Raw genomic sequence first — 20,008 nt, forward strand, 5'->3', positions numbered from 1 at the left:
CTCACCCCGCGACGCGTGCGTGCTCGGTCAGGTCGCTCACCCAGAACTTCTGCAGCATGTGCCAGTCGGTGGGATGCGCCGCGATGTCCCCGGCGAAGACCTCCGCGAGCGCCTGGGTGGCGGGATGGATCTCGTCGCGGGCGTTCACGCGGATCCGGGGGTGGATGCGCACCGACCAGCCCCCGTCGGTGAACCAGATACCCACCGGCAGCAGCGCCGCACCCGTGCTCGCCGCCAGGCGCGCGGGCCCGGCGGGGAACCGGGCCTCCTCCCCGAAGAACGTCACGGGCAGGCCCGAGTTGCTCAGGTCGCGGTCCCCGACGAGACACACCACCTTGTTGTCCCGCAGCCCGCGCAGCAGCGCCCGGAACGACACGCTGCCGTCGGAGGGCACGACCTCGAACCCGAGCGACTCGCGGAAGGCGACGAACCGGTCGTAGAGCGACTCGGGTTCGAGCCGTTCCACCACGGTGATGAACGAGCCGAAGTGGTTCACCAGCCACAACCCGGCCACGTCCCAGTTGCCGCAGTGCGGCAGCGCGAGCACGGCGCCGTTGCCCTCCGCGAGCGCCGCGTCGAGGTACTCGGTGCCCGAGATGTCCAGGTGTTCGAGCACGGTCTTCGGAGCCAGCGAGGGCAGCCGGAACGCCTCGTGCCAGTACCGGGCGTAGGACCGCATCGCGCGTCGCGTGAGGTCGTCGAGCTCGTCCTGGTCGGCCTGCGGCACCACGCGGGCGAGGTTGCTGCGCAGCTGCCGTACACCCTTGCCGCCCCGGCGGGCGGCGAGGTCGGCGGCGAAGGAGAACACCGAAGCCGTCCGCTTGGCCGGAAGCTTCGGCACGAACCGCCAGCCCGCGGCGTAGCCGAGGTCGGCGAGCCTGCCCGCGAGGCCGCTCACGAGCGGGCCTCCCTCGCGCTCTTCGACACCGCCGCGATCCGCTGCAGGAGCGTGACGAGCGAGAGCGCGGCGAGCAGCCACTGCGAGACCTCGACCGAGTACGGCAGGCCGAGGCCTTGGAGGCCGGTGCCCACGAGCGCGATGATCAGCCGTTCCGCACGCTCCACCAGCCCGCCGTCGGCCTTGAGGCCCGTCGCCTCCGCGCGCGCCTTGACGTAGGAGATCACCTGCGCGAGCACGAGGCAGATCAGCGCGGCGGCCGCGACGCGCAGGTTGCCCTGGACGACGAAGGCCCACCACGCGATGGCGGCGAACAGCGCGCCGTCGACGAGCCGGTCGCACGTGGCGTCGAGCACCGCGCCGAACGGGGTGCTGCCCTTGGCCCTGGCCATGGCGCCGTCGAGCAGGTCGAGCATCACGAAGCCCCAGACCGTGAACGTGCCGGCCAGTAGCATCCCCTGCGGGAAGAAGACGAGGGCGCAGACGAAGGCGCCCGCCGTGCCGATCAGCGTCATGGCGTTCGGGGTGAGGCCGGCCCTGACCAGCGCAGCACCGATCGGATCGGTGACGCGGGAAACGGAAGCGCGAGCGAAGATGTTGAGCATCGGTCCTACGGGTGCAGGTTGCGCGTGGTCTGGTTGCCGAGGCAAACCCTATCGAGCCGCACCGAACCGACCTGCACGGATGCCCTGATGTCGGGTGTGATCCTCGCGCCGGTCGCCTCAGGTTCCGGCGGTGTCGCGCTCGAGGCGCTCCAGCTCCTCGGCCGCCGCGGCCGCGCAGCGGGGCGTTAGCTGGTCGATGATCGTGGCGCTGATCTCCCCGAGCTGCCGGATCTGCTCGGGCGTGAGCGGGTCGAACAGGCTGCTCCGGACGGCCTCGACGTGGCCGGGCGCCGCGGCCTCGAGCGCCTCCAGCCCGGCCTGTGTGAGGTGGGCGAAGGCACCCCGTTTGTCGGTCTCGCACGCTTCCCTGCGGACCCAGCCGTTGGCCTCCATGCGCGCGATCGCGTGGGAGAGCCTGCTGCGGGAGGACCGGGTGGCGATGGCGAGGTCGCTCATGCGCATCACCTGGCCGGGCGCCTCGGACAGCACGACCAGCAACTCGTAGTACGTGTGCGGCATGCCTGCGTCCTGCTGCAGCTGGGTCTCCAGATGTGCTCTGAGCATGCCGACGGCGGCCGAGAAGTCGCGCCAGGTGCGCTGCTCCTCGTCGGTGAGCCATCGCGGTTCGGACATGAGCCCATACTACCCCTAGTTGAGCACTCAACTAAACTCCGCTACATTGTTGCTTGAGGGCTCAACCAACGAGCTCCCCACGAACAAGGACCCCATTTCGAGAAGGAGCACCATGAGCGCCCCCACGACCGAGATCCCCGGCTACATCGTCGGAACCTGGACCATCGACGCCGTCCACTCCGACGTCACCTTCACCGTTCGCCACCTCGGCGTCTCGAAGGTGCGCGGCCGGTTCGGCGAGTTCGGCGGCGAGATCGTCACCGCCGAGAACATCGCCGACTCGTCGGTGACGGCCACCATCCAGGCTCACAGCGTGGACACCAACAACGAGCAGCGCGACGCCCACGTCAAGGGTGGCGACTTCCTCGACATCGAGCAGTTCCCGACGCTGACCTTCCACACCAAGGGCATCCGCGCCGACGGCGAGGACTTCCTCATCGACGGCGAGCTGACCCTGCACGGCGTCACCAAGCCGGTCACCCTGAACGCCGAGCTCGGCGGCTTCGGCGACGGCATGACCGAGGGCAGCAAGGTGCTGGGCGTCTCCGCCACCACCGAGATCAGCCGCGCCGACTTCGGCGTCGGCGCCACCATCCCGACCGCCGTCGTCAGCGACAAGATCAAGATCGAGCTGAACATCGAGGCCGGACTGCAGGCCTGAGCCCGGCTACCAGGCGCTCGCCAGCAGCTCGCGGGTCTCGCCCAAGAGCTGCGGCAGCACCTTGGTGTGACCGACCACCGGCATGAAGTTGGCGTCGCCGCCCCACCTCGGCACCACGTGCTGATGCAGGTGGGCGGCGATGCCGGCGCCCGCGATCACGCCCTGGTTCATGCCGATGTTGAAGCCGTGCGCGCCGGACACCGACCGCACCACCGACATGGCGTGCTGGGTGAACTCGGCGACCTCCACGGTCTCCTCCACCGTCAGCTCGGTGTAGTCGGCGACGTGCCGGTACGGCACGACCATCAGGTGGCCCGGGTTGTACGGGTACAGGTTGAGCACCGCGTAGACGCTCTTGCCCCGCGCCAGGATCAGCGCCGCCTCGTCGTCCATGTCCACGAGGCGGCAGAACGGGCAGCCCTGCGGCTCGTCACCCTCCGGCTTGTTCTCGCCCTTGATGTAGGCGAGCCGGTGCGGGGTCCACAGCCGCTGCAGCTGGTCCTCGACCCCCACCCCGTCCTGTGCGACGACCTCGGGCGCGCCGTCCTCACTTCCCAACGAGAGCCTCCAGCGCTTCGGCGGTCGGCGAGGCGTTCTCCCTGCGCCCGATCCAGTCCGCGATCGCCTCGACCGCCGTCGCCACCGGCACGCCGTTGACCTGGCTGCCGTCGCGGAACCGGAACGACACCGCGCCCGCCTCCACGTCCTTGCCGCCCGCCAGGAGCAGGAACGGCACCTTCTGCGTGGTGTGGTTGCGGATCTTCTTCTGCATCCGGTCGTCGCCGGTGTCCACCTCGGCGCGGATGCCCTTGGCCCGCAAGGCCTTCTCGACGCCGTAGAGGTGCTCCGCGTGCTCGTCGGCGATCGGGATGCCCACCACCTGCACCGGTGCGAGCCACGCCGGGAACGCGCCGGCGTAGTGCTCGGTGAGCACGCCGAAGAACCGCTCGATCGAGCCGAACAGCGCGCGGTGGATCACCACCGGCATCTGCCGGGAGCCGTCCGCGGCCGTGTACTGGAGCTCGAACCGCTTGGGGTGGTTGAAGTCGAGCTGGATCGTCGACATCTGCCACGTGCGCCCGATCGCGTCGCGCGCCTGCACGGAGATCTTCGGGCCGTAGTAGGCGGCGCCGCCCGGGTCGGGGACGAGCTCGAGCCCGGACTCCTCCGCGGCCTCGCGCAGGGTCTGGGTCGCCTCCTCCCACTCCCGGTCCTCGCCGATGAACTTGCCGCCCTCACCGCGGGTCGACAGCTCGAGGTAGAAGTCGGAGAGGCCGTAGTCGGCCAGCAGGTCGAGCACGAAGCGCAGCAGCGAGCGCAGCTCGCCCGGCATCTGCTCCTTGGTGCAGTAGATGTGCGAGTCGTCCATCGTGAGCCCGCGCACGCGCGTGAGGCCGTGCACCACACCGGACTTCTCGTACCGGTACACCGTCCCGAACTCGAACAGCCGCAGTGGCAGCTCGCGGTAGGACCGTCCGCGCGAGCGGAAGATCAGGTGGTGCATCGGGCAGTTCATCGCCTTGAGGTAGTAGTCCTCACCCTCGAACGGGATCGGCGGGAACATGGTGTCGGCGTAGTACGGCAGGTGCCCGGAGGTGTGGAACAGCCCGCTCTTGGTGATGTGCGGCGTGTTCACGAACTCGTAGCCGGACTCCTCGTGCCTCCGCCGCGAGTAGTTCTCCAGCTCGCGCCGGATGATGCCCCCCTTCGGGTGGAAGACGGGCAGCCCCGAGCCGATCTCCTCGGGGAAGGAGAACAGGTCGAGTTCGGCGCCGAGCTTGCGGTGGTCGCGCCGCTCGGCCTCGGCGAGCATCTCCAGGTAGGCGTCCTGGGCCTCGGCCGACTCCCATGCGGTGCCGTAGATCCGTTGCAGCTGCGGGTTCTTCTCGTCCCCGCGCCAGTAGGCGGCGGCGACGCGCGTGAGCTTGAACGCCGGGATGTGCTTGGTGGTCGGCACGTGCGGGCCACGGCAGAGGTCGCTCCACACGCGCTCCTTCGTGCGCGGGTCGAGATTGTCGTAGATGGTCAGGTCGCCGCCGCCGACCTCCATCACCTCGTCGGTGTCCACTTCGGACTTGAGGTCGACCAGCTCGAGTTTGAACGGCTCGCCGGCGAGCTCCTCCTTCGCAGCCTCGACCGACTCGACGACGCGGCGCGAGAACTGCTGGGAGCCCTTGATGATCTGCTTCATGCGCTTCTCGAGCGCCTGCAGATCCTCCGGGGTGAACGGCTTGTCGACGGCGAAGTCGTAGTAGAAGCCGTCCCTCACCGGCGGGCCGATGCCGAGCTTGGCCTCAGGGAACTGCTGCTGCACGGCCTGGGCGAGCACGTGGGCGGCGGAGTGCCGGATGACGCTGCGGCCGTCCTCGGTGTTGGCCGCGACGGGCTCCACCTCGACGTCGGTGGCCGGGATCCAGGCGAGGTCGCGCAGGGCGCCGTCGGGGTCGCGCACGACCACGACGGCGTCGGCGCCCTTGCCGGGGAGCCCGGCCTCCCGCACCGCGGTGCCCGCCGTAGTGCCTGCCGGTACCACCACGCGTGCGGCGGGTACGAGCTGGGCCGACGACGACTGGGACACGGTGGACTCCCTAGAACGCATGAACAGGTGTGTTTACCCGTTGATGCTATCCGCCGCGTCTGCGCCCCCTTCAGGTCAGGCGGCCGTGACGACCTCGTCGTAGTCGAGGCGGGGCAGCCGGTCGAACCACGGGTTCTCGCCGGGCCTGCCGACGTTCACCACGACGAGGGACTTCCACGGCTTGTCGGCGAAGAACTCGCGGTCGACGCCCTGGGCGTCGAAGCCGGTCATCGGGCCTGCGGCGAGCCCGGCCGCGCGCACGCCCAGGATGAAGTAGCCGACCTGCAGCAGCGCGTTGAACTCCGCGGTCCGCTCGCGCTGGGCGGCGTCGCTGAAGAGGTCCTTCGCGTCGGGCTTCGGCGGGAACACCTTCGGCAGGGTCTCGTGGAACTCGGTGTCGGCGGCCAGCACCACGGTCGCGGGCGCGCTCTCGGTCTTGGCCCGGTTGCCCTCGGCAAGGTGCGGCAGCAGGCGCTGCTTGCCCTCGTCCGTGCGCACCACCAGCGCGCGCAGCGGCTGGATGTTCATCGAGGTGGGCGCCCACTTCACGAGGTCGTAGATCGCCTGGAACTGCTCCTCGGTGACCGGTTCGGAGCTGAAGGAGTTGGCGGTGCGGGCCTCGCGGAACAGCAGGTCCTGCACGTCGGCGGGCAGCTGCAGCGCGTCCTGGACAGACACAGACGTCATCGATCGATCCCTTTCCATCGCGGGGTCTTGCCTGCCTGCGTCAACCTTGTTGAGCGCTTGACTATTTCGCGATGGTCTGTGGACTAGATCACGAGCTCCGTCCGCAGCCGGTCAGTAGGCACCACGACCGTAGGTGACGGCGCGCAGCGTCTTCCAGAGGATCACCATGTCGAGTGCGAGCGACCAGTCCTCCACGTAGCGGAGATCGAGCCGCACGCTCTCCTCCCACGACAGCTCGCTTCGTCCGCTGACCTGCCACAGCCCGGTGAGGCCCGGCTTCACGAGCAGCCTGCGGCGCACCTCGGGCGCGTACTGCAGGGTCTCCTCCGGCAGCGGCGGCCTCGGCCCCACGAGCGACATCTGACCGCCCAGCACGTTGAACAGCTGGGGCAGCTCGTCGAGCGAGTACCGGCGCAGCAGGGCGCCCACCCGCGTCACCCGGGGGTCGTTGCGGATCTTGAACAGGGGGCCCGCGCCCTCGTTGTCGCCGAGGAGCTTCTGCCGCACGCGGTCGGCGTCGGTGACCATCGTGCGGAACTTGAACATCGTGAACGCGTTGCCGTCGCGGCCGACCCGCTGCTGCCGGTAGATCACGGGGCCACGGTCACCGAGCTTGATCGCGAGCGCGATGCCGAACATGAGCGGCGCGCCGAACGCGAGGAGCAGTGCCGCCCCGCAGCGGTCCACGATCTCCTTGACCACGCGGCGGCCCCCCGTGAACGTGGGCGCCGCGACGCGCAGCAGCGGCATCCCGAAGACCCCGGAGACGTTGAGGCGGGGGCCGGCGATCTCCATCAGCACGGGGGCCACGACGAGCTCGGCCGACGTGCCCTCGAGGTCCCACGCGAGCTGCTGCAGCCGTTTCGGCGTCCAGTACTGGTCGGGGGTGACGGCCACCACACGGTAACCGCCCCGGCGCACATGCTCGGACAACTCGTCGAGGGTGCCGATCACGGGCACGCCCTGCACCTCGCCGCGGTCGCCGGAGCCTGCCGGGGTGCAGACGGCCTCGACTTTCCAGCCGACGTGCGACATCGCCCGGGTGCGCTCGATGAGGTCGTTGACCGTGTCGGCGCCGCCCGCCGCCATCACGGGCAGGAGGTACTGACCATGCCTGCGGAAGCGGTGCAGCAGCCTGCGCAACAGATAGCGCATGGGCAGGATCACCAGCGCGACGGTGGGCACCACGTAGAAGACCCACGGCTTGACCTCGAGCGCGCCCGCGAGCAGACCGCCGAGTGCCACGAGCACACCCGCGACCACGAGCCCCCTGCCGACCGCGCGGAACTCGTCGGCGCCTTCGCCGAGAACAGCCCGGTTCCACGCCCGGCACGCGGGCAGCGAGCACAGGATCGCGGCGACGGTACCGAGTGCGTGCGGCTCGTCGAACCGCTCGAAGCCACCGATCAGCAGGGCGCCGACCACGACCACGAGCATCGTGGCGAGCATGTCGGACAGGATGACCCACGACCGGTAGCGTCGCTCCCACGCCATGACGGGGCTGGGCGTCGCACGACCCGACCTGCCGTCGACGACGCGCAGGGAGCGGGAAGCCGGTCGGGAGCCGAGAGGAGGCAGGCCGCGCTCGGGCCCGGCCGACGGCCACACCGACTCTTCCATGGAGCCTCCCGCGTCATTCAGTTGTGGGGCCTCACGACACGCGTCCAGCGCCGAAATCGACTCCACAGAGTAACCAGCGTTGACACACACTCAGTAACCAAACGGGGAATACCTGCAGTGGTATCGGTCACGCTCGGCATGGTGTTACAAGGAGAGATCCCGGAATAACGTCCGTTTCAGCGACACCCGAGCATGGGGCATCCTTACGGATTAGTGACAATCAGTGATCATGGGTACGCCCCAACCAACTACCTAACGTAGTCAGTTGATCAATGACAGGACCCCGCTCCCGTCACTCCTTGTCCTTTGTGGACCAGGTCACAGCAGAGGTCCATGTCACCCTTGGAATGACGGCGGGCGGCCGGCGGTTGAAGAAGAGCGGGGCCGGGAATCCCGACCATGCCGCGGACATGGAAAAGGCCCGACATGGCTGCCGGGCCTGACCAGAGGGGAACTTCCGGTGGGCGATACTGGGATCGAACCAGTGACCTCTTCGGTGTGAACGAAGCGCTCTCCCGCTGAGCTAATCGCCCCCTCGCGGTGTGAAAGGAACTCTACCGGACGCCGTTCGGCACCCGGCAAACGGGTGGTCCCTAACCCCGCACCGTCCGCACAAGGGTCGGCACGCAGCGTAGAAGTGCCAGCTAGCGGGCATACCGCCAGAGGGGTGACGGTGCGAACGGGACGGAGGTCACCCACAACATTCGCGACACGGTTCTATCGTCCGCGAGGCAAACCGAGCAGTATGTACGCGTGAGCGATCACGGGGCCACGCACGGAGGCCGATGAGCCGAGAGTGATGACGAGACGGAGCCGATTGGGACACGGAAGTGTGATATCGGCCGAAACGGCGAGCGAGCCGGGGCGCGGCTGCGTCTCACCATCAGACTCGGCCAACCGGCCGGGAAGGGAGCAGAAGGGTAAGACCATGCGAAACGATCACGTGACGCTCCGGTCCACAGCGGTCTTCGACCTGCTGGCACCGCGAACGCCTCCCGTTCCGGTGAAGGTGGAGCTGCGCTACGACACGCGGGACCCGTACGCCGTCGTCGCGGCCTTCCGCACCGGCCGGGCCGGCTGGGTCGAGTGGGTCTACGCACGCGACCTCCTCGCCGACGGCCTGCTGGCCGACGCGGGCGACGGCGATGTGCGCATCCGCCCGTCGGTCGAGGACCCGGAGTCCGTTCTCATCGAGCTGAACTCGCCGTCGGGGCACGCCATGTTCGAGGCGTCGGCCCAGGAGCTCGCCGACTTCCTCGACCGCACCTACGACGTCGTGCTGCCCGGCAATGAGCACCTGTGGGTCGACGTCGACGACGCACTGACCCACCTCATTCCGAACGATCTGAGCTGATGAGGGCCTCGCGAAACGTTATGGACACCCCCAGTGCACACGGCGTTTCGGCGGTCCGATACAGTTCTCCACACACCACGACGACGGGGTGCGAGCCCCGGAGTCACGGAATGCGGACGTAGCGCAGCTGGTAGCGCATCACCTTGCCAAGGTGAGGGTCGCGGGTTCGAGTCCCGTCGTCCGCTCGGAAGTGCCCACTCGGGCCCGTACGGTGGAGTGGCCGAGAGGCGAGGCAACGGCCTGCAAAGCCGTGTACACGGGTTCGAATCCCGTCTCCACCTCGCGCGATTAGCTCAGCGGGAGAGCGCTACCTTGACACGGTAGAGGTCACTGGTTCGATCCCAGTATCGCGCACCACTTGTTTCCCCAGGTCAGACCCCCAACGGTGATCACCACCGGTGGGGGTTTCGTCGTTGCTGGGAGGCGAAATGGGAGGCGTTGATCTTGCCCTACTGTGTTCATGCCATCTGTGTTCACCACTGACGGCACCGGCGCCCTGTAACTGCAAGGTGACCAACGGCGAGCCGACCTGAGCACGCTGGACGAGCGTGGAGTGCAGTTTCGTCGCGCCGCCGCGAACCACCCACAAGATCGCGGACAGGTCCCACTCTGTTGGATAGGAGACGTCGGCCGACTGTAAGCGAACCGCCCCGACACCACGGCCCGGGAACGCCCCGCGCGCTGCGTGGCGGCTTTGGCTAGGGGCGAACGGCCCTAGTCGTGACTCGCGGGGGCCCGCACACTGGGGCGCGGTGCGGTAGACCGCGGGCGGAGGGGTCCATGCCGGTCGCGGGCCGATGCCATCCTTCGGGTAGCGCGGGGGTGCGCCCGATGGCCGAGCTGCGCAGCTGGACGTGGGGACTCCACGCAGCTGTGCAGCCCCGGACTCCAGTGTGGACTCGGGACACGCGAGTATCCCGAGCCGACTGGCCAGTCGGGTCAGAGGATCTGCGCACTCCATCGTTTCTCAGCACCCGGCCCACGCCGAACCACAACTGGTCGGGACGGCGGCCACTCGGAAGTCACCGAACGCGCGTGGCGTGGGCCGGTCAGCGGCATCCTCGACGAACTGGGGCTACCGACCGATCAACTCGAGTACGCACTGTTCTTGAGCAACATCATCTTCGACCCCGCGAGATCGGCGACCTTCGCAAGGAGGCAAAGCTCTCCCCGGCCGGGATCGCAGCGCTCCTGACGGCCTGCTACCTCGGCGCGCTGCGGGGTTGGTTCCAGGAGGAGAAACCCGAGGGCGTTCGCGGCCCCTGGCGGCCCGGACGGAACGGGTCCCGGAGGGCGATCTGGTCGCGCGGGAGCGTCACACCGAGCGCGCGCAACCGCTCCCCGCGCGCCCGCCACCGGTGGGCCGACCGGTGAAGCGGAAAGCCGAGTGTGATCGGCGTTGTCGAAGCCCAGGCCGATGGCTTCACCGCGGATGCGTTCGATGTCGCTAGCGGGCAGCCTTGCTCGCGGGGATATCTGCCCGCACGACGCAACGGCCCGAGCCGGGAATGAACCGGGCAGCGGGGTGGTTGTACGAGGTGGTCGTAGTTTTCAGTGTTCGTGTTTCCGCACGCTCGCGAGGAACGATGTTGCGGGCGCGCCGCTTTGCCTTCAGGGAACTGGAGCTTGCCGCGTCGAGGAACCGGCCAGGGGCACCACACGGTGTGGGCCTCGTATCCAGCCCTGTAAGGAGCAAAATTGACTCAGGGAACCGTCAAGTGGTTCAACGCGGAGAAGGGCTTCGGCTTCATCTCCCGCACCGATGGACCGGACGTCTTCGTGCACTACTCGGAGATCGACGGCTACGGCTTCCGTAGCCTGGAGGAGAACCAGCACGTGGAGTTCGAGCTGGCGCAGGGCCCCAAGGGCCCGCAAGCCACCCGCGTCCACGCCGTCTGATCCACCGGCAGATACCGTCTGCCGAGCAACGTAGCTGAACCGAGGGGCCGGCACCGGAGGTGCCGGCCCCTCGGTGTCTCACCGAAATGTGTGGGAGACGGCCCTCAGCGCCCGGCCATCGTTGCCGAGAAACTGGACCGAGGCCACATCGTCAGTGCCCTTGATCAGCTCCTCCGGTACGACTGGCGGCCTGTCACGGGATCGATCCCCCACCACGCTCGCACCCGCGGCCAAGGAATCGTGAGACCCACTCGAAGCGCTGTGGAACCTGAGTCGGGCGAACGTCCGCAAGGTTGCCGGTCGCGGGCGTGTCATTCGCCAGTACCGGCCTTCCGGTCGCCCGGGTCCACTTCGGACCGGAGCGTGAAGCTGACCAGGGCGGCCAAGAGGTACAGACCGGCGAAGGTCCAGATGATGACGGCCATGTTCGCGGTGCCGCCGAGCATCCCGGCGATCGCGGGGCCGACGAACGCGGAGAGCCCGGCCGCGAGAGTGTAGATCGCGAGCGAGCTGCCACGGTCGGCGAGCTGGACCATCCCCGGCATGAGCGCCGTCAGAGGAACGAAGCCCGAGAGGCCGACGCCGAAGACCATCCAGCACAGCAAGGCGACCACGAAGTTCGGCCCCACCGCCAGCGGTACGTAGTACAGCAGGAGCGCGCCCACCGCGCACATCACGCAGCCGAACCAGGTCACCGTGCGCCGCCAGCCGAAGCGGTCTCCGACGATGCCGAAGAGGAGGTTGGCGAAGATGTTCGTGGTGTAGACACAGGTGACCAGGAGCAGGTAGGACCCCTGCGAGAAGCCCACGGTCTGGGTGAAGAAGATCGGCGCGATCACGAACAGGGCGAAGTTCGGCGCGGTGTTGACCAGCCGGACGAAGGCGCCGGCGCTCACGCGCGGCTCGCGCCAGAGGATGGTGACACCACGGACGAGCTCACCGAGCGACGAGCGGCCCTCGGCGGTGTCCGGCCCCGCGTGGCGGAGGTCCCGCACCCCGGCCAGCGCGCACAGCGCACCGAGTGCGACGAGGCCCAACCCCACCCAGAACGTGCCGTACTCGCCGACCAGCGGGATCGATGCGCTCGCGGCCAGGGAGCCGAGAGTGGGCAGCCCGGCGCCGAATGCGAACCAGAACCAGCCCACGGAGGTGCCTCGCTGGTGCGCCGGGGTGGCCGCGGTGAGCCAGACCAGGAACGCGTAGGCGAAGAACGGGTAGCCGACTCCGCGCAGGCCGTAGACGACGGTCACGAAAAGCGCGGAGCCGCTGGGAATGGCCAAGCACAGCAGCACCGTTTCGAGCGACACCCACAACACGGCGCCGCCCAGCATGACGCGGCGTGGCCCGAGCATCGCCGAGAGGGTCCCGGCGAGCCACGATCCGATAGCGACGAAGACACCGTAGGTGCTGACGGTGGTGGCGACGTCGCCCTCGGCGAAGCCCTCTCCCACCAGGAAAGTGGAGAGGTAGTTGCTCTCTACCCCGTCGCCGATCATGAAGATCAGGACGCCGACGAAGCCCCAGACGAGCGGCCTCGGCAGGCCCAGCCGGTCGGTGAACGACGGTCGCGTGCCGGTGTCGGGGACGGGCGTGCTGGCTGACATGATCTCCTTCTTCCGTTGAAGGACAGGGGTGATCGCCGGAGCCTGGGCACGCCGGGGTCCGGTTGTGTTCGCCGGGTTCAGCGCGGTGTGCGCAGGCCCACGGCCGGCGACGGTGCGAGCGCGGCCCCGGCGTCGATGCGCCGGCCGATGGCAGTGGCCGCGAGTAGTGCCGCCCCGGTGGCGGTCACTTCGGGTTCGGTGATGACGTCGACGGTCTCGCCGGTGACGAGCCGCTTGATGTCGACCCAACCCCGGGATCTCGCCCAACCGCCCGCGGCGTAGACGGGGACGGCGGAGGGCAGGTGGGCCGCGATGTCCCTGATGGCCTCGCCGCCGAGGGCGGCCAGGGCACCGAGGACCGCCGATGCGCGCGAGACCGGGTCGGCAGGCGCGTCTTTCGCGTAGCGCGGCCGGGCTCCCCCGGCCGCGCCCGGCAGGAAGGCGGTGGAGTGGACGTGCTCGTCGGGCGTCAGGGTGCCGGCGATGAGGTTCCGCAGCGCGTCACCGACCGCGGGATCCTGCGATGCCCACGCCACGTTGCGCGCGAGCTCCTCGACCCGAAGCAGAGTCAGGCCCTCGCCGCGGATCGCCGGAGCCGTGTCGATGCGCGCGCCGGCGATGGCCTCCGCCGACCGCGCTTGTGTGACGACGACTTCGGCGGTGCCCATGGAGTCCACAATGGACCCTGGACTGAGCCGGTCGACCCCCCACGAGCCGACCGGGTGATCGTGGCCTCCGGCCACCACCACGGCGCCGGGCGCGAGCACACCGGCCTCCCGCAGCCTGGCGGACCGCAGTTCACCGACCACCTGGCCCGCGCGGACCACCGGCGGCAGCAGGTCCGGCGAGCCCAGCGTGGCGGCGACCCGCCCGTCGTCCCAGGTGCGGCTCGCCGTCCGCCACGCCGCGGTTCGCGCGGCGAGCGTGTCGCTGAGGAAGTCCCGCCCGGACCACCGGCAGGAGGCGAAGTCGGTGAGGGCGAGCCACATATCGGCACGTTCGGCTCCGGGGCGCCGGCGTGCCCAGGCCCAGCCGACGAGGGTGCGCGCCGCATCGGTCGCCACCCCGATGCCGTCCGAGGGGGCGAGACCGGGCGTGATTTCCTGCAGCAACGCACCGCGGCGTGGGTCGAACCAGGCGAGTGCGTGGTCGAGCGGCTGCCGCGACCGATCCACCAGGGCACCGTCCTCACCGACACCCGCCGCGCAGACCGCCTCGGCGGCGAAGCGGGAGCCGCAGGCCTCGAGCACCAGCTCCTCGAGCACGTCGAACAGTGCCAGCACGTCGATCGAGGGGTCGTCGGAGGCGCGCGGTGTGGGCCTGCGTACCCGCGCGACGATCCGGCCCTCGACGTCGAGAGCGACGACCTTGAGGTTCGTGCTGCCGATGTCGACGCCGAGGACGACACCAGAGCGCCGCGAGGGGGTACCCACGTTTCGCCATCTCCTTTGATCGACGTGGTGTCCGGTTCTCCGCTGGTCAGTCCGGAAAACTGACGCTCCGGGTGAGGGTGGCGATCTCCGAGAGCACCTTCTCCGCCACCGGACGTTCCCGCTGCCAGATGTTGCGGCCGACGATGACGCCCCTGGCCCCGGCGCGGATGGTCTGCCCGACCGCGTCGACGGTATCCGAGGGCTCTCCGGAGAGCGGGCCGCCGGCGATGACCAGGGGCACCCGCAGCTCGTCCACGAGCCGACGGGTGCGCTCCTCACCGGGGAAGGCGATCTTGATGATGTGCGCGCCGAGGTCGTAGGCGATGCGGGCGACCTTCTCCTCCTCGACGATGACCTCCTCGGTGCGAGGCGCGCCGATGAGCACGGGCTCGAGCACAAGCGGGATGTCCCAGGCGTCGCAGGCGGTCACCACCTTGCCCACGCGCTCGCACAGCGCGGCACGCTCGGCGTTGGAGATGTTCCACGGGAACAGCATCTTGACGGCGTCGACGCCCATGCGCACGGCCTCTTCGACGGTGGTGATGAGGCGATGCGAGCCGCCGCCGTCGAGCCGCGTGTAGTCGTAGTAGGTGTCGATGGTGAGCACGCGCGTCAGGTGCGGGTGACGTGCGAAGAACCGCTCGGTCTGCTTGACCTGGCCCGGGGTCAGCATGAAGCCCGTGACGTCGCTGTCCCCCCACGCGGCGAACGGGGCCGACGGCGTCTCCAGGCCCTCAATCCGGTTGAAGATCAGCCCGTGATCGACGGGCATGATGATCGCGACCCGGTCACTGGGCAGCGTGCGGCGCATCCGGTATTCCATGGACATCCCTGGTCCTGCTTCCTGTCTCGACCCACTACGACTGCATGTTGTACGTACAGTCTGTACTGTACGGACATTAAGCATTAGGGTGGGTCCGGTCAAGCGGCCGACCAGAAGGAGAGCAGCGGAGTGCGCCGTCAGATCCTCAACTCCCCCGACGACGTCGTCAGTGAGGCACTGGAGGGGCTCGCCCTCGCTCATCCCTCGCTGATCGTCTACCGACCCGATCCCGGCATTGTGACCAGGGCGGTCCCGGCGAGGAACAAGGTCGGTCTGGTCTCCGGCGGAGGCTCGGGCCACGAACCGCTGCACGCCGGGTTCGTCGGCACGGGCATGCTCGACGTCGCCGTGCCCGGCGCGGTCTTCGCGAGCCCCACGGCGCTGCAGGTGCACGAGGGCACGGTGGCCGCCGACTCCGGCCGTGGCGTCGTGCAGATCGTCAAGAACTACACCGGCGACGTGCTGAACTTCCAGATCGCCGGTGAGCTCGCGGGCGACGACGCGGTCCGCACCGAGACCGTGCTCGTGGCCGACGACCTTGCGACCGACACCGACGAGGACGGGCCTGGCCGCCGCGGAACCGCCGCCGTGCTCGCGATCGAGAAGATCTGCGGTGCCAGCGCGGAGGCCGGAGCCGATCTCGGCACGGTCGCCGAGCTGGGGCGGCGGGTGGCGCGCAACGCGCGGACGCTGAGCCTCGCGCTCAGCGCGGGAACGCATCCCGGCGCGACCACCCCGGCGTTCTCGCTCGGCCAGGACGAGGTCGAACTCGGCGTCGGCATCCATGGAGAGCGCGGAACCGGCCGGATCCCCTTCGCCGACGCGGACACGCTCACCGCGCGGCTCGTCGAGCCGCTCGTCACCGAACTCGGGCTGGCCAAGGGGTCCTCGGTCATCGCGATCGTCAACGGTCTGGGTGGCACGTACCCACTGGAGCTCCACGTCGCCGCACGAGCCGTACACCGAGGCCTGACCGGCCGCGGCGTCACCGTCGCGCGCTCACTCGTGGGCGGTTACGTGACCTCGCTCGACATGCACGGCCTCTCGGTGACCCTCCTGCCCGCCGACCCCGACCTCCTGCCCTGGTGGGACGCGCCCGTCCGCACACCCGCTCTGACCTGGTGAAGGAACCGCCATGACCACGACCTCCGCCGACATCCAGCTCGTTCCCGACTTCGGCAGGCTCTGGGTGGACACCCTGTTCGAGACGTTCCTCGACCGCACCGGCGCACTCGGCGAGCTCGACCGCCGCGCGGGCGACGGGGACTTCGGCACCAACGTCTCCTCCGCACTCCGCCGGGCGCGGCAGAGCATCGACGTCGCACCGCCCTCGGACTACTCCGGCTGGCTCACCGCGATCTCACGGGGTTTCCTCGGCACCGGCGGCACCAGCGGGCCACTGTTCGGGATGTTCTTCCGGGACATCGCGCGCTGCGCGGCCACCGGAGAGCCCACCCTTGGCGAGTTCTCCTCGGGACTCACCGCCGGGCTCGCGACCGTCCAGCGCTACGGCAAGGCGCAGGTCGGGCACAAGACGATGGTCGACGCGCTCGCGCCGGCCGCAGGCACGCTGGAGTCGGCGGTCGCCGCCGGTGCCGCGCCCGGGACGGCACTGGAGAAGACCGCGCGAGCCGCAGTGGGCGGAGCGCGCGGCACGATCGAGCTGATCGCGAAACGCGGGCGCGCCAGCTATGTCGGCGATGTCGCGCGCGGCGTGCTGGACCCCGGCGCCGCCGCGGCGGCGATGCTGCTGCAGGCCGCCGCGCTGGCCCAGGCGGGGCCCGGCGGGCGCGTCGACACCAGCTGGATCGACGGCTGAGACCGCGCCCGTGCGGACGGTACGGACAACCTAGAATCGGCTCACCAAGCCAGCCGAGCGGAGGGAGCCATGCGTCGTGGCGGCATCTGACGCCATCGATCGTCAGTCGTCGACGCCCTACTACCAGCAGCTCTCGACCGCTCTCCAACGACGGCTCGCCAACGGGACCATCGCGCGGGGGGAGCGGCTACCCAGCGAGAACGAGCTGTGCATGGAGTTCGGCCTGTCGCGGGCGACCGTACGGCAAGCGCTGCAGCACCTGGAGTCACGCGGGCTCGTCACCCGCATTCCCGGGCGCGGAGTGTTCGCGAGCGAACCGGCGACCGAACGGGGCTGGGTCATCCAGGGCCCCGAGGGCTTCCTGGAGAACGCGATCGGGCACCAGAACCGGTCGGTGACGACGACCGTGCTGCGCCACGGTCCCGCCGTGCTGCCCGACTACGCCTGCCGGGCGCTGCAGGTGCCTGAGGGGACGTCGGGTTTCGAGCTGATCCGGCTGCGTTCGCTCGACGGCGTGCCCGCGCTCTACAGCGTCAACTACAGCCCGCCCGCGCTCGTGCCCGTCGTCGCCGGGGCCACCGAGGTGCTGGAGGGGCGCGCTTCGCTCAGCGAGCTGCTCGCCGACGCCGGCTACACCTTGGGTGGCGCGCACCGCGCGATCCGCGCCGTGTCCCCGTCCCCCGAGATCGCCTCGGCGCTCGGGGTGCCGGAAACCGCGCCGACCCTGCACATCCGGTCGACATCGTGGACGGCGAGCGGGCAGCGCTACGACGTCTACGACACCTGGGTGCTCAGTGACGTCATCCCGCTCGAAGTGAACGTCAACACCACACGCCACTGAGCGATGTTGCGGGACCCGGGCGGATAATGATCCACCCGGGTCCCGCGGCCGGTTCAGGCCCTGCCCTCGGGCATGGGCGCGCCGACCTCCTGGAGCGTGCCGCCTTCCTCGACGATCCGCTGCGACTCAGCGGGTACGCGCAGCCACCGGACCGCGACCGCCGCCAGCACGTACATCGCCGCGAACACGATCGTCACCCCACCGGGACCGATGACGTCGAGGAACGCGGCGACGACCAGCGGCCCGACGAACGTGGCGGCGCCCGCGCCGAGGTTCAGCACGGCGATCGCGTTGCCCTTCTGCCCCGGCGCGATCAGCGACATGAGCACCGAGATCGGCGTGAACCCGGCAAGCGTGATCCCGAAGAAGGCGGCGCAAAGGACCGCCACCCAGTACTGCCCCACGTACTGGGGCACGAAGTAGAGGCACAGCGAGCTCACCGCACACGCCATGCAGCCGAACCACCGCAGCGTCCGGTGCCAGCCGAGCCTGTCGCTCAGGACCCCGAAGAACAAGTTGGCGAAGATGTTGGCCGCGCCCAGCACGAACACGAGCTGCAGCCAGCCCGACGTTCCGAAGCCGAGATCGTCGGCGAAGATCGTCGGAAGGAAGACGAGGAACCCGAACTGTGGAGCGGTGTTGGCGATCCGCACGAGACAGCCGATGCCCACCCTCGGATTGGTGAACGCGATGGCCACGCTGTTGCCGATACTGCGCCAGGTCGACACGCCGGGCGCGGCGAGCCGGCCGCCGCCGCGCGCGTGGCGGATGCCCACGAGCGACACCACGCCGCCCAGCACCACCAATACCAGTGACAGCCACAGCGTCGCGTACTCCCCGATCAGCGGCTGAGACCCGCTGGCCACCAGCGAGCCCAGTGTGGGAAGACCGCCGGTGAAGGCGAAGTAGAACCAACCAACGGCCGAACCCAGCCGATGTGCCGGGCTTCCGGCGAGGACCCAGACCAGGAACCCGTAGGCGAAGAACGGATACCCGAAGCCACGCAGACCGTAGGTCAGGAGCATGAGCGGGTAGTTCTCCGTCGGCAGCGCGACGGCGAGGAAGAGCACCTCGAGCACGCCCCAGATCACCAGGCCCAGCAGCATGACCCGGCGCGGCCCCCACACATCGGACAGTGCGCCGGACAGCCACGACCCCGCGGTCACGAGCGCGCCGTACACCGTGATGATCACGGCGGCCCTCGCCGGTGTCCCGGCCCCGTTCTCGGCAAGGTACGGCGAGATGTACCCCGACTCGACACCGTCGCCGATCATGAAGATCAGGAGGCCGACGAAACCCCAGGCCAGCGGTCGGGGCAGGCCGGCCCGCTCGATGAGGCCAGGCCTCCCGGCGGTGGCCTCGGTGACGTCATTGGATCCGGACATCGATGTCCCTTCTCGTGCGGTTCGCGCGGCTCATTGCTGCGGAAGGATCTGCACCTTGCGCGCCTGGTCCGACCGGGCCGCGTCGAGCGCGGCCGCGTAGTCGGTGAGGCCGAACGTGTGGGTGACCATCCGTGAGGCCAGCCCTGGCAGACCGGCCATCGCTCGTACCGCGTCGGGGTAGGCGGTCGCGAGCGACTGCGACCCCACCAGCGACAGCTCGCGGTCGAACAGGTCGTACGGAGCCAGGTCGATGGTCGCCGTGGGACTCACCACGCCCATCTGCAGCAGCGTGCCCCTGGCCGCGAGCCTGCCCAGCGCGTCGGCGACCGCCTGGGGGCTGCCGCTCGCCTCGACGACCAGATCGACGTCCCGGGTTGCAGCCAGCTCCCCCGGTGCGGCGACCTGGTCGGCGCCGAACTCCAGGGCCGCGGACCTCCGGATCGCGCTGGGCTCGACGACCTCGATCGACGCGGCGCCCTCCGCTCGGGCGTAGGCCACCGCGAGCAGGCCGATCGAGCCCGCGCCGTACACGAGCACGCGCTGCCCGGCGACCGGGCCGATCCGGGAAGCACCGTGCAATACGCAGGCGAACGGCTCGATCAGTGCACCGGTCTCATCATCCACATCAGACGGAAGGTGATACGCCACCCTGACCGGAACCCGCACCAGCTCCGCGCAGGCACCGTCCACGGTGACGCCGATGGGCACGAGATCGGGGCACAGGTTGGGGGCGCCGGACATGCACTGCGCGCAGCCACCGCACGCGACGTTCGGATCGACGCAGACACGGTCGCCCTCGGCGAAGCCCGAGACCCCCGGCCCCACGGACACCACGGTGCCCGCGAACTCGTGGCCCGGTACGACCGGGAACCTTCCGGTCGGGTAGTCCCCCGTGGCCAGGTGCAGATCGGTGCCACAGATCCCGACAGCGGCGGGAGCGACCACCAGTTCCCCGCTGCCCGGTTCCGGGTCCGGGAGTTCCCGCACCTCGATCGAGCCGGCACCGTCCAGGACAACAGCACGCATCCTCGCGTCCTCTCGACGTCGATCACGGCGGAGGCGGTACACCCCGGCCGGCGCCCTCCCGCGAAGCCTCACGGTGACGAGCGCCCCGGAAAGATACCTCGTAACGAACGCACTGTACAGACGTTACGTACTGTATAGACAA

Annotated in this window: 18 protein-coding genes and 4 tRNA genes; 9 read left to right on the forward strand and 13 right to left on the reverse strand. The window is 69.5% G+C overall.

The features are described 5' to 3' along the window. Window position 1: 1 nt before the first annotated feature. The 3 genes from FCN18_RS28095 to FCN18_RS28105 form a co-directional block, all read right to left on the reverse strand. The gene (locus tag FCN18_RS28095) at window positions 2-898 is read right to left on the reverse strand and encodes a phosphatidylinositol mannoside acyltransferase (RefSeq protein ID WP_112274613.1); all 897 of its coding nucleotides are present in this window, start codon (window positions 896-898) and stop codon (window positions 2-4) included. Further along, the gene (pgsA, locus tag FCN18_RS28100; protein WP_137096512.1) at window positions 895-1,503 is read right to left on the reverse strand and encodes a phosphatidylinositol phosphate synthase; all 609 of its coding nucleotides are present in this window, start codon (window positions 1,501-1,503) and stop codon (window positions 895-897) included. The genes FCN18_RS28095 and pgsA overlap by 4 nt, the downstream gene beginning before the upstream one ends. Window positions 1,504-1,620: 117 nt before the next feature. Beyond that, entirely contained in the window at window positions 1,621-2,136 is a 516-nt protein-coding gene (locus FCN18_RS28105; RefSeq protein WP_113643731.1) for a MarR family winged helix-turn-helix transcriptional regulator, read from the reverse strand. A 112-nt stretch (window positions 2,137-2,248) separates the two neighbouring features. Here FCN18_RS28105 and FCN18_RS28110 point away from each other — a divergent pair, with 112 nt between their 5' ends. Beyond that, window positions 2,249-2,797 (forward strand): YceI family protein, encoded by a 549-nt coding sequence (locus tag FCN18_RS28110; protein WP_112274617.1) that lies wholly within the window; start codon window positions 2,249-2,251, stop codon window positions 2,795-2,797. Between the two features lie 6 nt (window positions 2,798-2,803). On the opposite strand, the gene FCN18_RS28115 is transcribed toward FCN18_RS28110, so the two are convergent. The 5 genes from FCN18_RS28115 to FCN18_RS28135 all read right to left on the reverse strand — a co-directional run bounded on the left by FCN18_RS28115 (window position 2,804) and on the right by FCN18_RS28135 (window position 8,215). After that, a complete protein-coding gene (locus tag FCN18_RS28115; RefSeq protein ID WP_113643663.1) occupies window positions 2,804-3,355 on the reverse strand; it encodes an HIT family protein in 552 nt (183 codons plus the stop codon). Beyond that, complete coding sequence (thrS, locus tag FCN18_RS28120) at window positions 3,345-5,375, reverse strand: threonine--tRNA ligase (protein ID WP_170200612.1); 2,031 nt, start codon at window positions 5,373-5,375, stop codon at window positions 3,345-3,347. Before thrS ends, FCN18_RS28115 begins: the two co-directional genes overlap by 11 nt. Window positions 5,376-5,450: 75 nt before the next feature. Beyond that, the gene (locus FCN18_RS28125; RefSeq protein ID WP_112274623.1) at window positions 5,451-6,062 is read right to left on the reverse strand and encodes a malonic semialdehyde reductase; all 612 of its coding nucleotides are present in this window, start codon (window positions 6,060-6,062) and stop codon (window positions 5,451-5,453) included. 111 nt (window positions 6,063-6,173) lie between these two features. After that, complete coding sequence (locus tag FCN18_RS28130; protein WP_137096513.1) at window positions 6,174-7,682, reverse strand: sugar transferase; 1,509 nt, start codon at window positions 7,680-7,682, stop codon at window positions 6,174-6,176. Window positions 7,683-8,143: 461 nt separating this feature from the next. Further along, a tRNA-Val gene (locus FCN18_RS28135) sits at window positions 8,144-8,215 on the reverse strand. Between the two features lie 395 nt (window positions 8,216-8,610). On the opposite strand from FCN18_RS28135, the gene FCN18_RS28140 reads away from it, so the two are divergent. The 5 genes from FCN18_RS28140 (at window position 8,611) to FCN18_RS28160 (ending at window position 10,935) form a co-directional block, all read left to right on the forward strand. Further along, window positions 8,611-9,036: an SsgA family sporulation/cell division regulator gene (locus FCN18_RS28140; RefSeq protein ID WP_110339145.1), complete on the forward strand. Its 426-nt coding sequence runs from the start codon at window positions 8,611-8,613 to the stop codon at window positions 9,034-9,036. Window positions 9,037-9,148: 112 nt separating this feature from the next. After that, window positions 9,149-9,221: transfer RNA gene (locus FCN18_RS28145), tRNA-Gly, on the forward strand. Window positions 9,222-9,246: 25 nt separating this feature from the next. Further along, window positions 9,247-9,317 (forward strand) — tRNA-Cys (locus tag FCN18_RS28150). A 1-nt stretch (window position 9,318) separates the two neighbouring features. Beyond that, window positions 9,319-9,393 (forward strand) — tRNA-Val (locus FCN18_RS28155). A gap of 1,341 nt (window positions 9,394-10,734) precedes the next feature. Continuing rightward, window positions 10,735-10,935 (forward strand): cold-shock protein, encoded by a 201-nt coding sequence (locus FCN18_RS28160; protein WP_137096514.1) that lies wholly within the window; start codon window positions 10,735-10,737, stop codon window positions 10,933-10,935. A gap of 311 nt (window positions 10,936-11,246) precedes the next feature. Here FCN18_RS28160 and FCN18_RS28165 read toward each other — a convergent pair whose 3' ends face one another. The 3 genes from FCN18_RS28165 to FCN18_RS28175 form a co-directional block, all read right to left on the reverse strand. Continuing rightward, window positions 11,247-12,539: an MFS transporter gene (locus tag FCN18_RS28165; RefSeq protein WP_137096515.1), complete on the reverse strand. Its 1,293-nt coding sequence runs from the start codon at window positions 12,537-12,539 to the stop codon at window positions 11,247-11,249. 77 nt (window positions 12,540-12,616) lie between these two features. Next, the gene (locus tag FCN18_RS28170; protein ID WP_137096516.1) at window positions 12,617-13,972 is read right to left on the reverse strand and encodes an FGGY family carbohydrate kinase; all 1,356 of its coding nucleotides are present in this window, start codon (window positions 13,970-13,972) and stop codon (window positions 12,617-12,619) included. Between the two features lie 46 nt (window positions 13,973-14,018). After that, a complete protein-coding gene (locus tag FCN18_RS28175) occupies window positions 14,019-14,801 on the reverse strand; it encodes a class I fructose-bisphosphate aldolase (RefSeq protein WP_137096517.1) in 783 nt (260 codons plus the stop codon). A 123-nt stretch (window positions 14,802-14,924) separates the two neighbouring features. On the opposite strand from FCN18_RS28175, the gene FCN18_RS28180 reads away from it, so the two are divergent. The 3 genes from FCN18_RS28180 to FCN18_RS28190 all read left to right on the forward strand — a co-directional run bounded on the left by FCN18_RS28180 (window position 14,925) and on the right by FCN18_RS28190 (window position 17,455). Next, a complete protein-coding gene (locus tag FCN18_RS28180; protein WP_137096518.1) occupies window positions 14,925-15,920 on the forward strand; it encodes a dihydroxyacetone kinase subunit DhaK in 996 nt (331 codons plus the stop codon). Window positions 15,921-15,930: 10 nt separating this feature from the next. Further along, the gene (locus FCN18_RS28185; RefSeq protein WP_137096519.1) at window positions 15,931-16,614 is read left to right on the forward strand and encodes a DAK2 domain-containing protein; all 684 of its coding nucleotides are present in this window, start codon (window positions 15,931-15,933) and stop codon (window positions 16,612-16,614) included. Window positions 16,615-16,690: 76 nt separating this feature from the next. Next, the gene (locus FCN18_RS28190; protein WP_137096520.1) at window positions 16,691-17,455 is read left to right on the forward strand and encodes a GntR family transcriptional regulator; all 765 of its coding nucleotides are present in this window, start codon (window positions 16,691-16,693) and stop codon (window positions 17,453-17,455) included. A 53-nt stretch (window positions 17,456-17,508) separates the two neighbouring features. Here FCN18_RS28190 and FCN18_RS28195 read toward each other — a convergent pair whose 3' ends face one another. After that, window positions 17,509-18,840, reverse strand: coding sequence for an MFS transporter (locus FCN18_RS28195; RefSeq protein WP_137096521.1), 1,332 nt, complete (start codon window positions 18,838-18,840; stop codon window positions 17,509-17,511). A gap of 30 nt (window positions 18,841-18,870) precedes the next feature. Then, the gene (locus tag FCN18_RS28200) at window positions 18,871-19,866 is read right to left on the reverse strand and encodes an alcohol dehydrogenase catalytic domain-containing protein (protein WP_137096522.1); all 996 of its coding nucleotides are present in this window, start codon (window positions 19,864-19,866) and stop codon (window positions 18,871-18,873) included. Window positions 19,867-20,008: the final 142 nt, after the last annotated feature.

Source organism: Prauserella endophytica (genome assembly GCF_005146945.1).
In the GTDB taxonomy this organism is placed as follows: domain Bacteria; phylum Actinomycetota; class Actinomycetes; order Mycobacteriales; family Pseudonocardiaceae; genus Prauserella_A; species Prauserella_A endophytica.

Excerpts from the sequence above, each read along its gene's own strand:
- FCN18_RS28140 (WP_110339145.1), top strand. The coding sequence starts at position 8,611 with ATGCGAAACGATCACGTGACGCTCCGGTCCACAGCGGTCTTCGACCTG.
- FCN18_RS28125 (WP_112274623.1), bottom strand. The coding sequence starts at position 6,062 with ATGACGTCTGTGTCTGTCCAGGACGCGCTGCAGCTGCCCGCCGACGTG.
- FCN18_RS28130 (WP_137096513.1), bottom strand. The coding sequence starts at position 7,682 with ATGGAAGAGTCGGTGTGGCCGTCGGCCGGGCCCGAGCGCGGCCTGCCT.
- FCN18_RS28200 (WP_137096522.1), bottom strand. The coding sequence starts at position 19,866 with ATGCGTGCTGTTGTCCTGGACGGTGCCGGCTCGATCGAGGTGCGGGAA.
- pgsA (WP_137096512.1), bottom strand. The coding sequence starts at position 1,503 with ATGCTCAACATCTTCGCTCGCGCTTCCGTTTCCCGCGTCACCGATCCG.
- FCN18_RS28105 (WP_113643731.1), bottom strand. The coding sequence starts at position 2,136 with ATGTCCGAACCGCGATGGCTCACCGACGAGGAGCAGCGCACCTGGCGC.
- FCN18_RS28165 (WP_137096515.1), bottom strand. The coding sequence starts at position 12,539 with ATGTCAGCCAGCACGCCCGTCCCCGACACCGGCACGCGACCGTCGTTC.
- FCN18_RS28185 (WP_137096519.1), top strand. The coding sequence starts at position 15,931 with ATGACCACGACCTCCGCCGACATCCAGCTCGTTCCCGACTTCGGCAGG.
- FCN18_RS28110 (WP_112274617.1), top strand. The coding sequence starts at position 2,249 with ATGAGCGCCCCCACGACCGAGATCCCCGGCTACATCGTCGGAACCTGG.
- FCN18_RS28175 (WP_137096517.1), bottom strand. The coding sequence starts at position 14,801 with ATGTCCATGGAATACCGGATGCGCCGCACGCTGCCCAGTGACCGGGTC.
- FCN18_RS28195 (WP_137096521.1), bottom strand. The coding sequence starts at position 18,840 with ATGTCCGGATCCAATGACGTCACCGAGGCCACCGCCGGGAGGCCTGGC.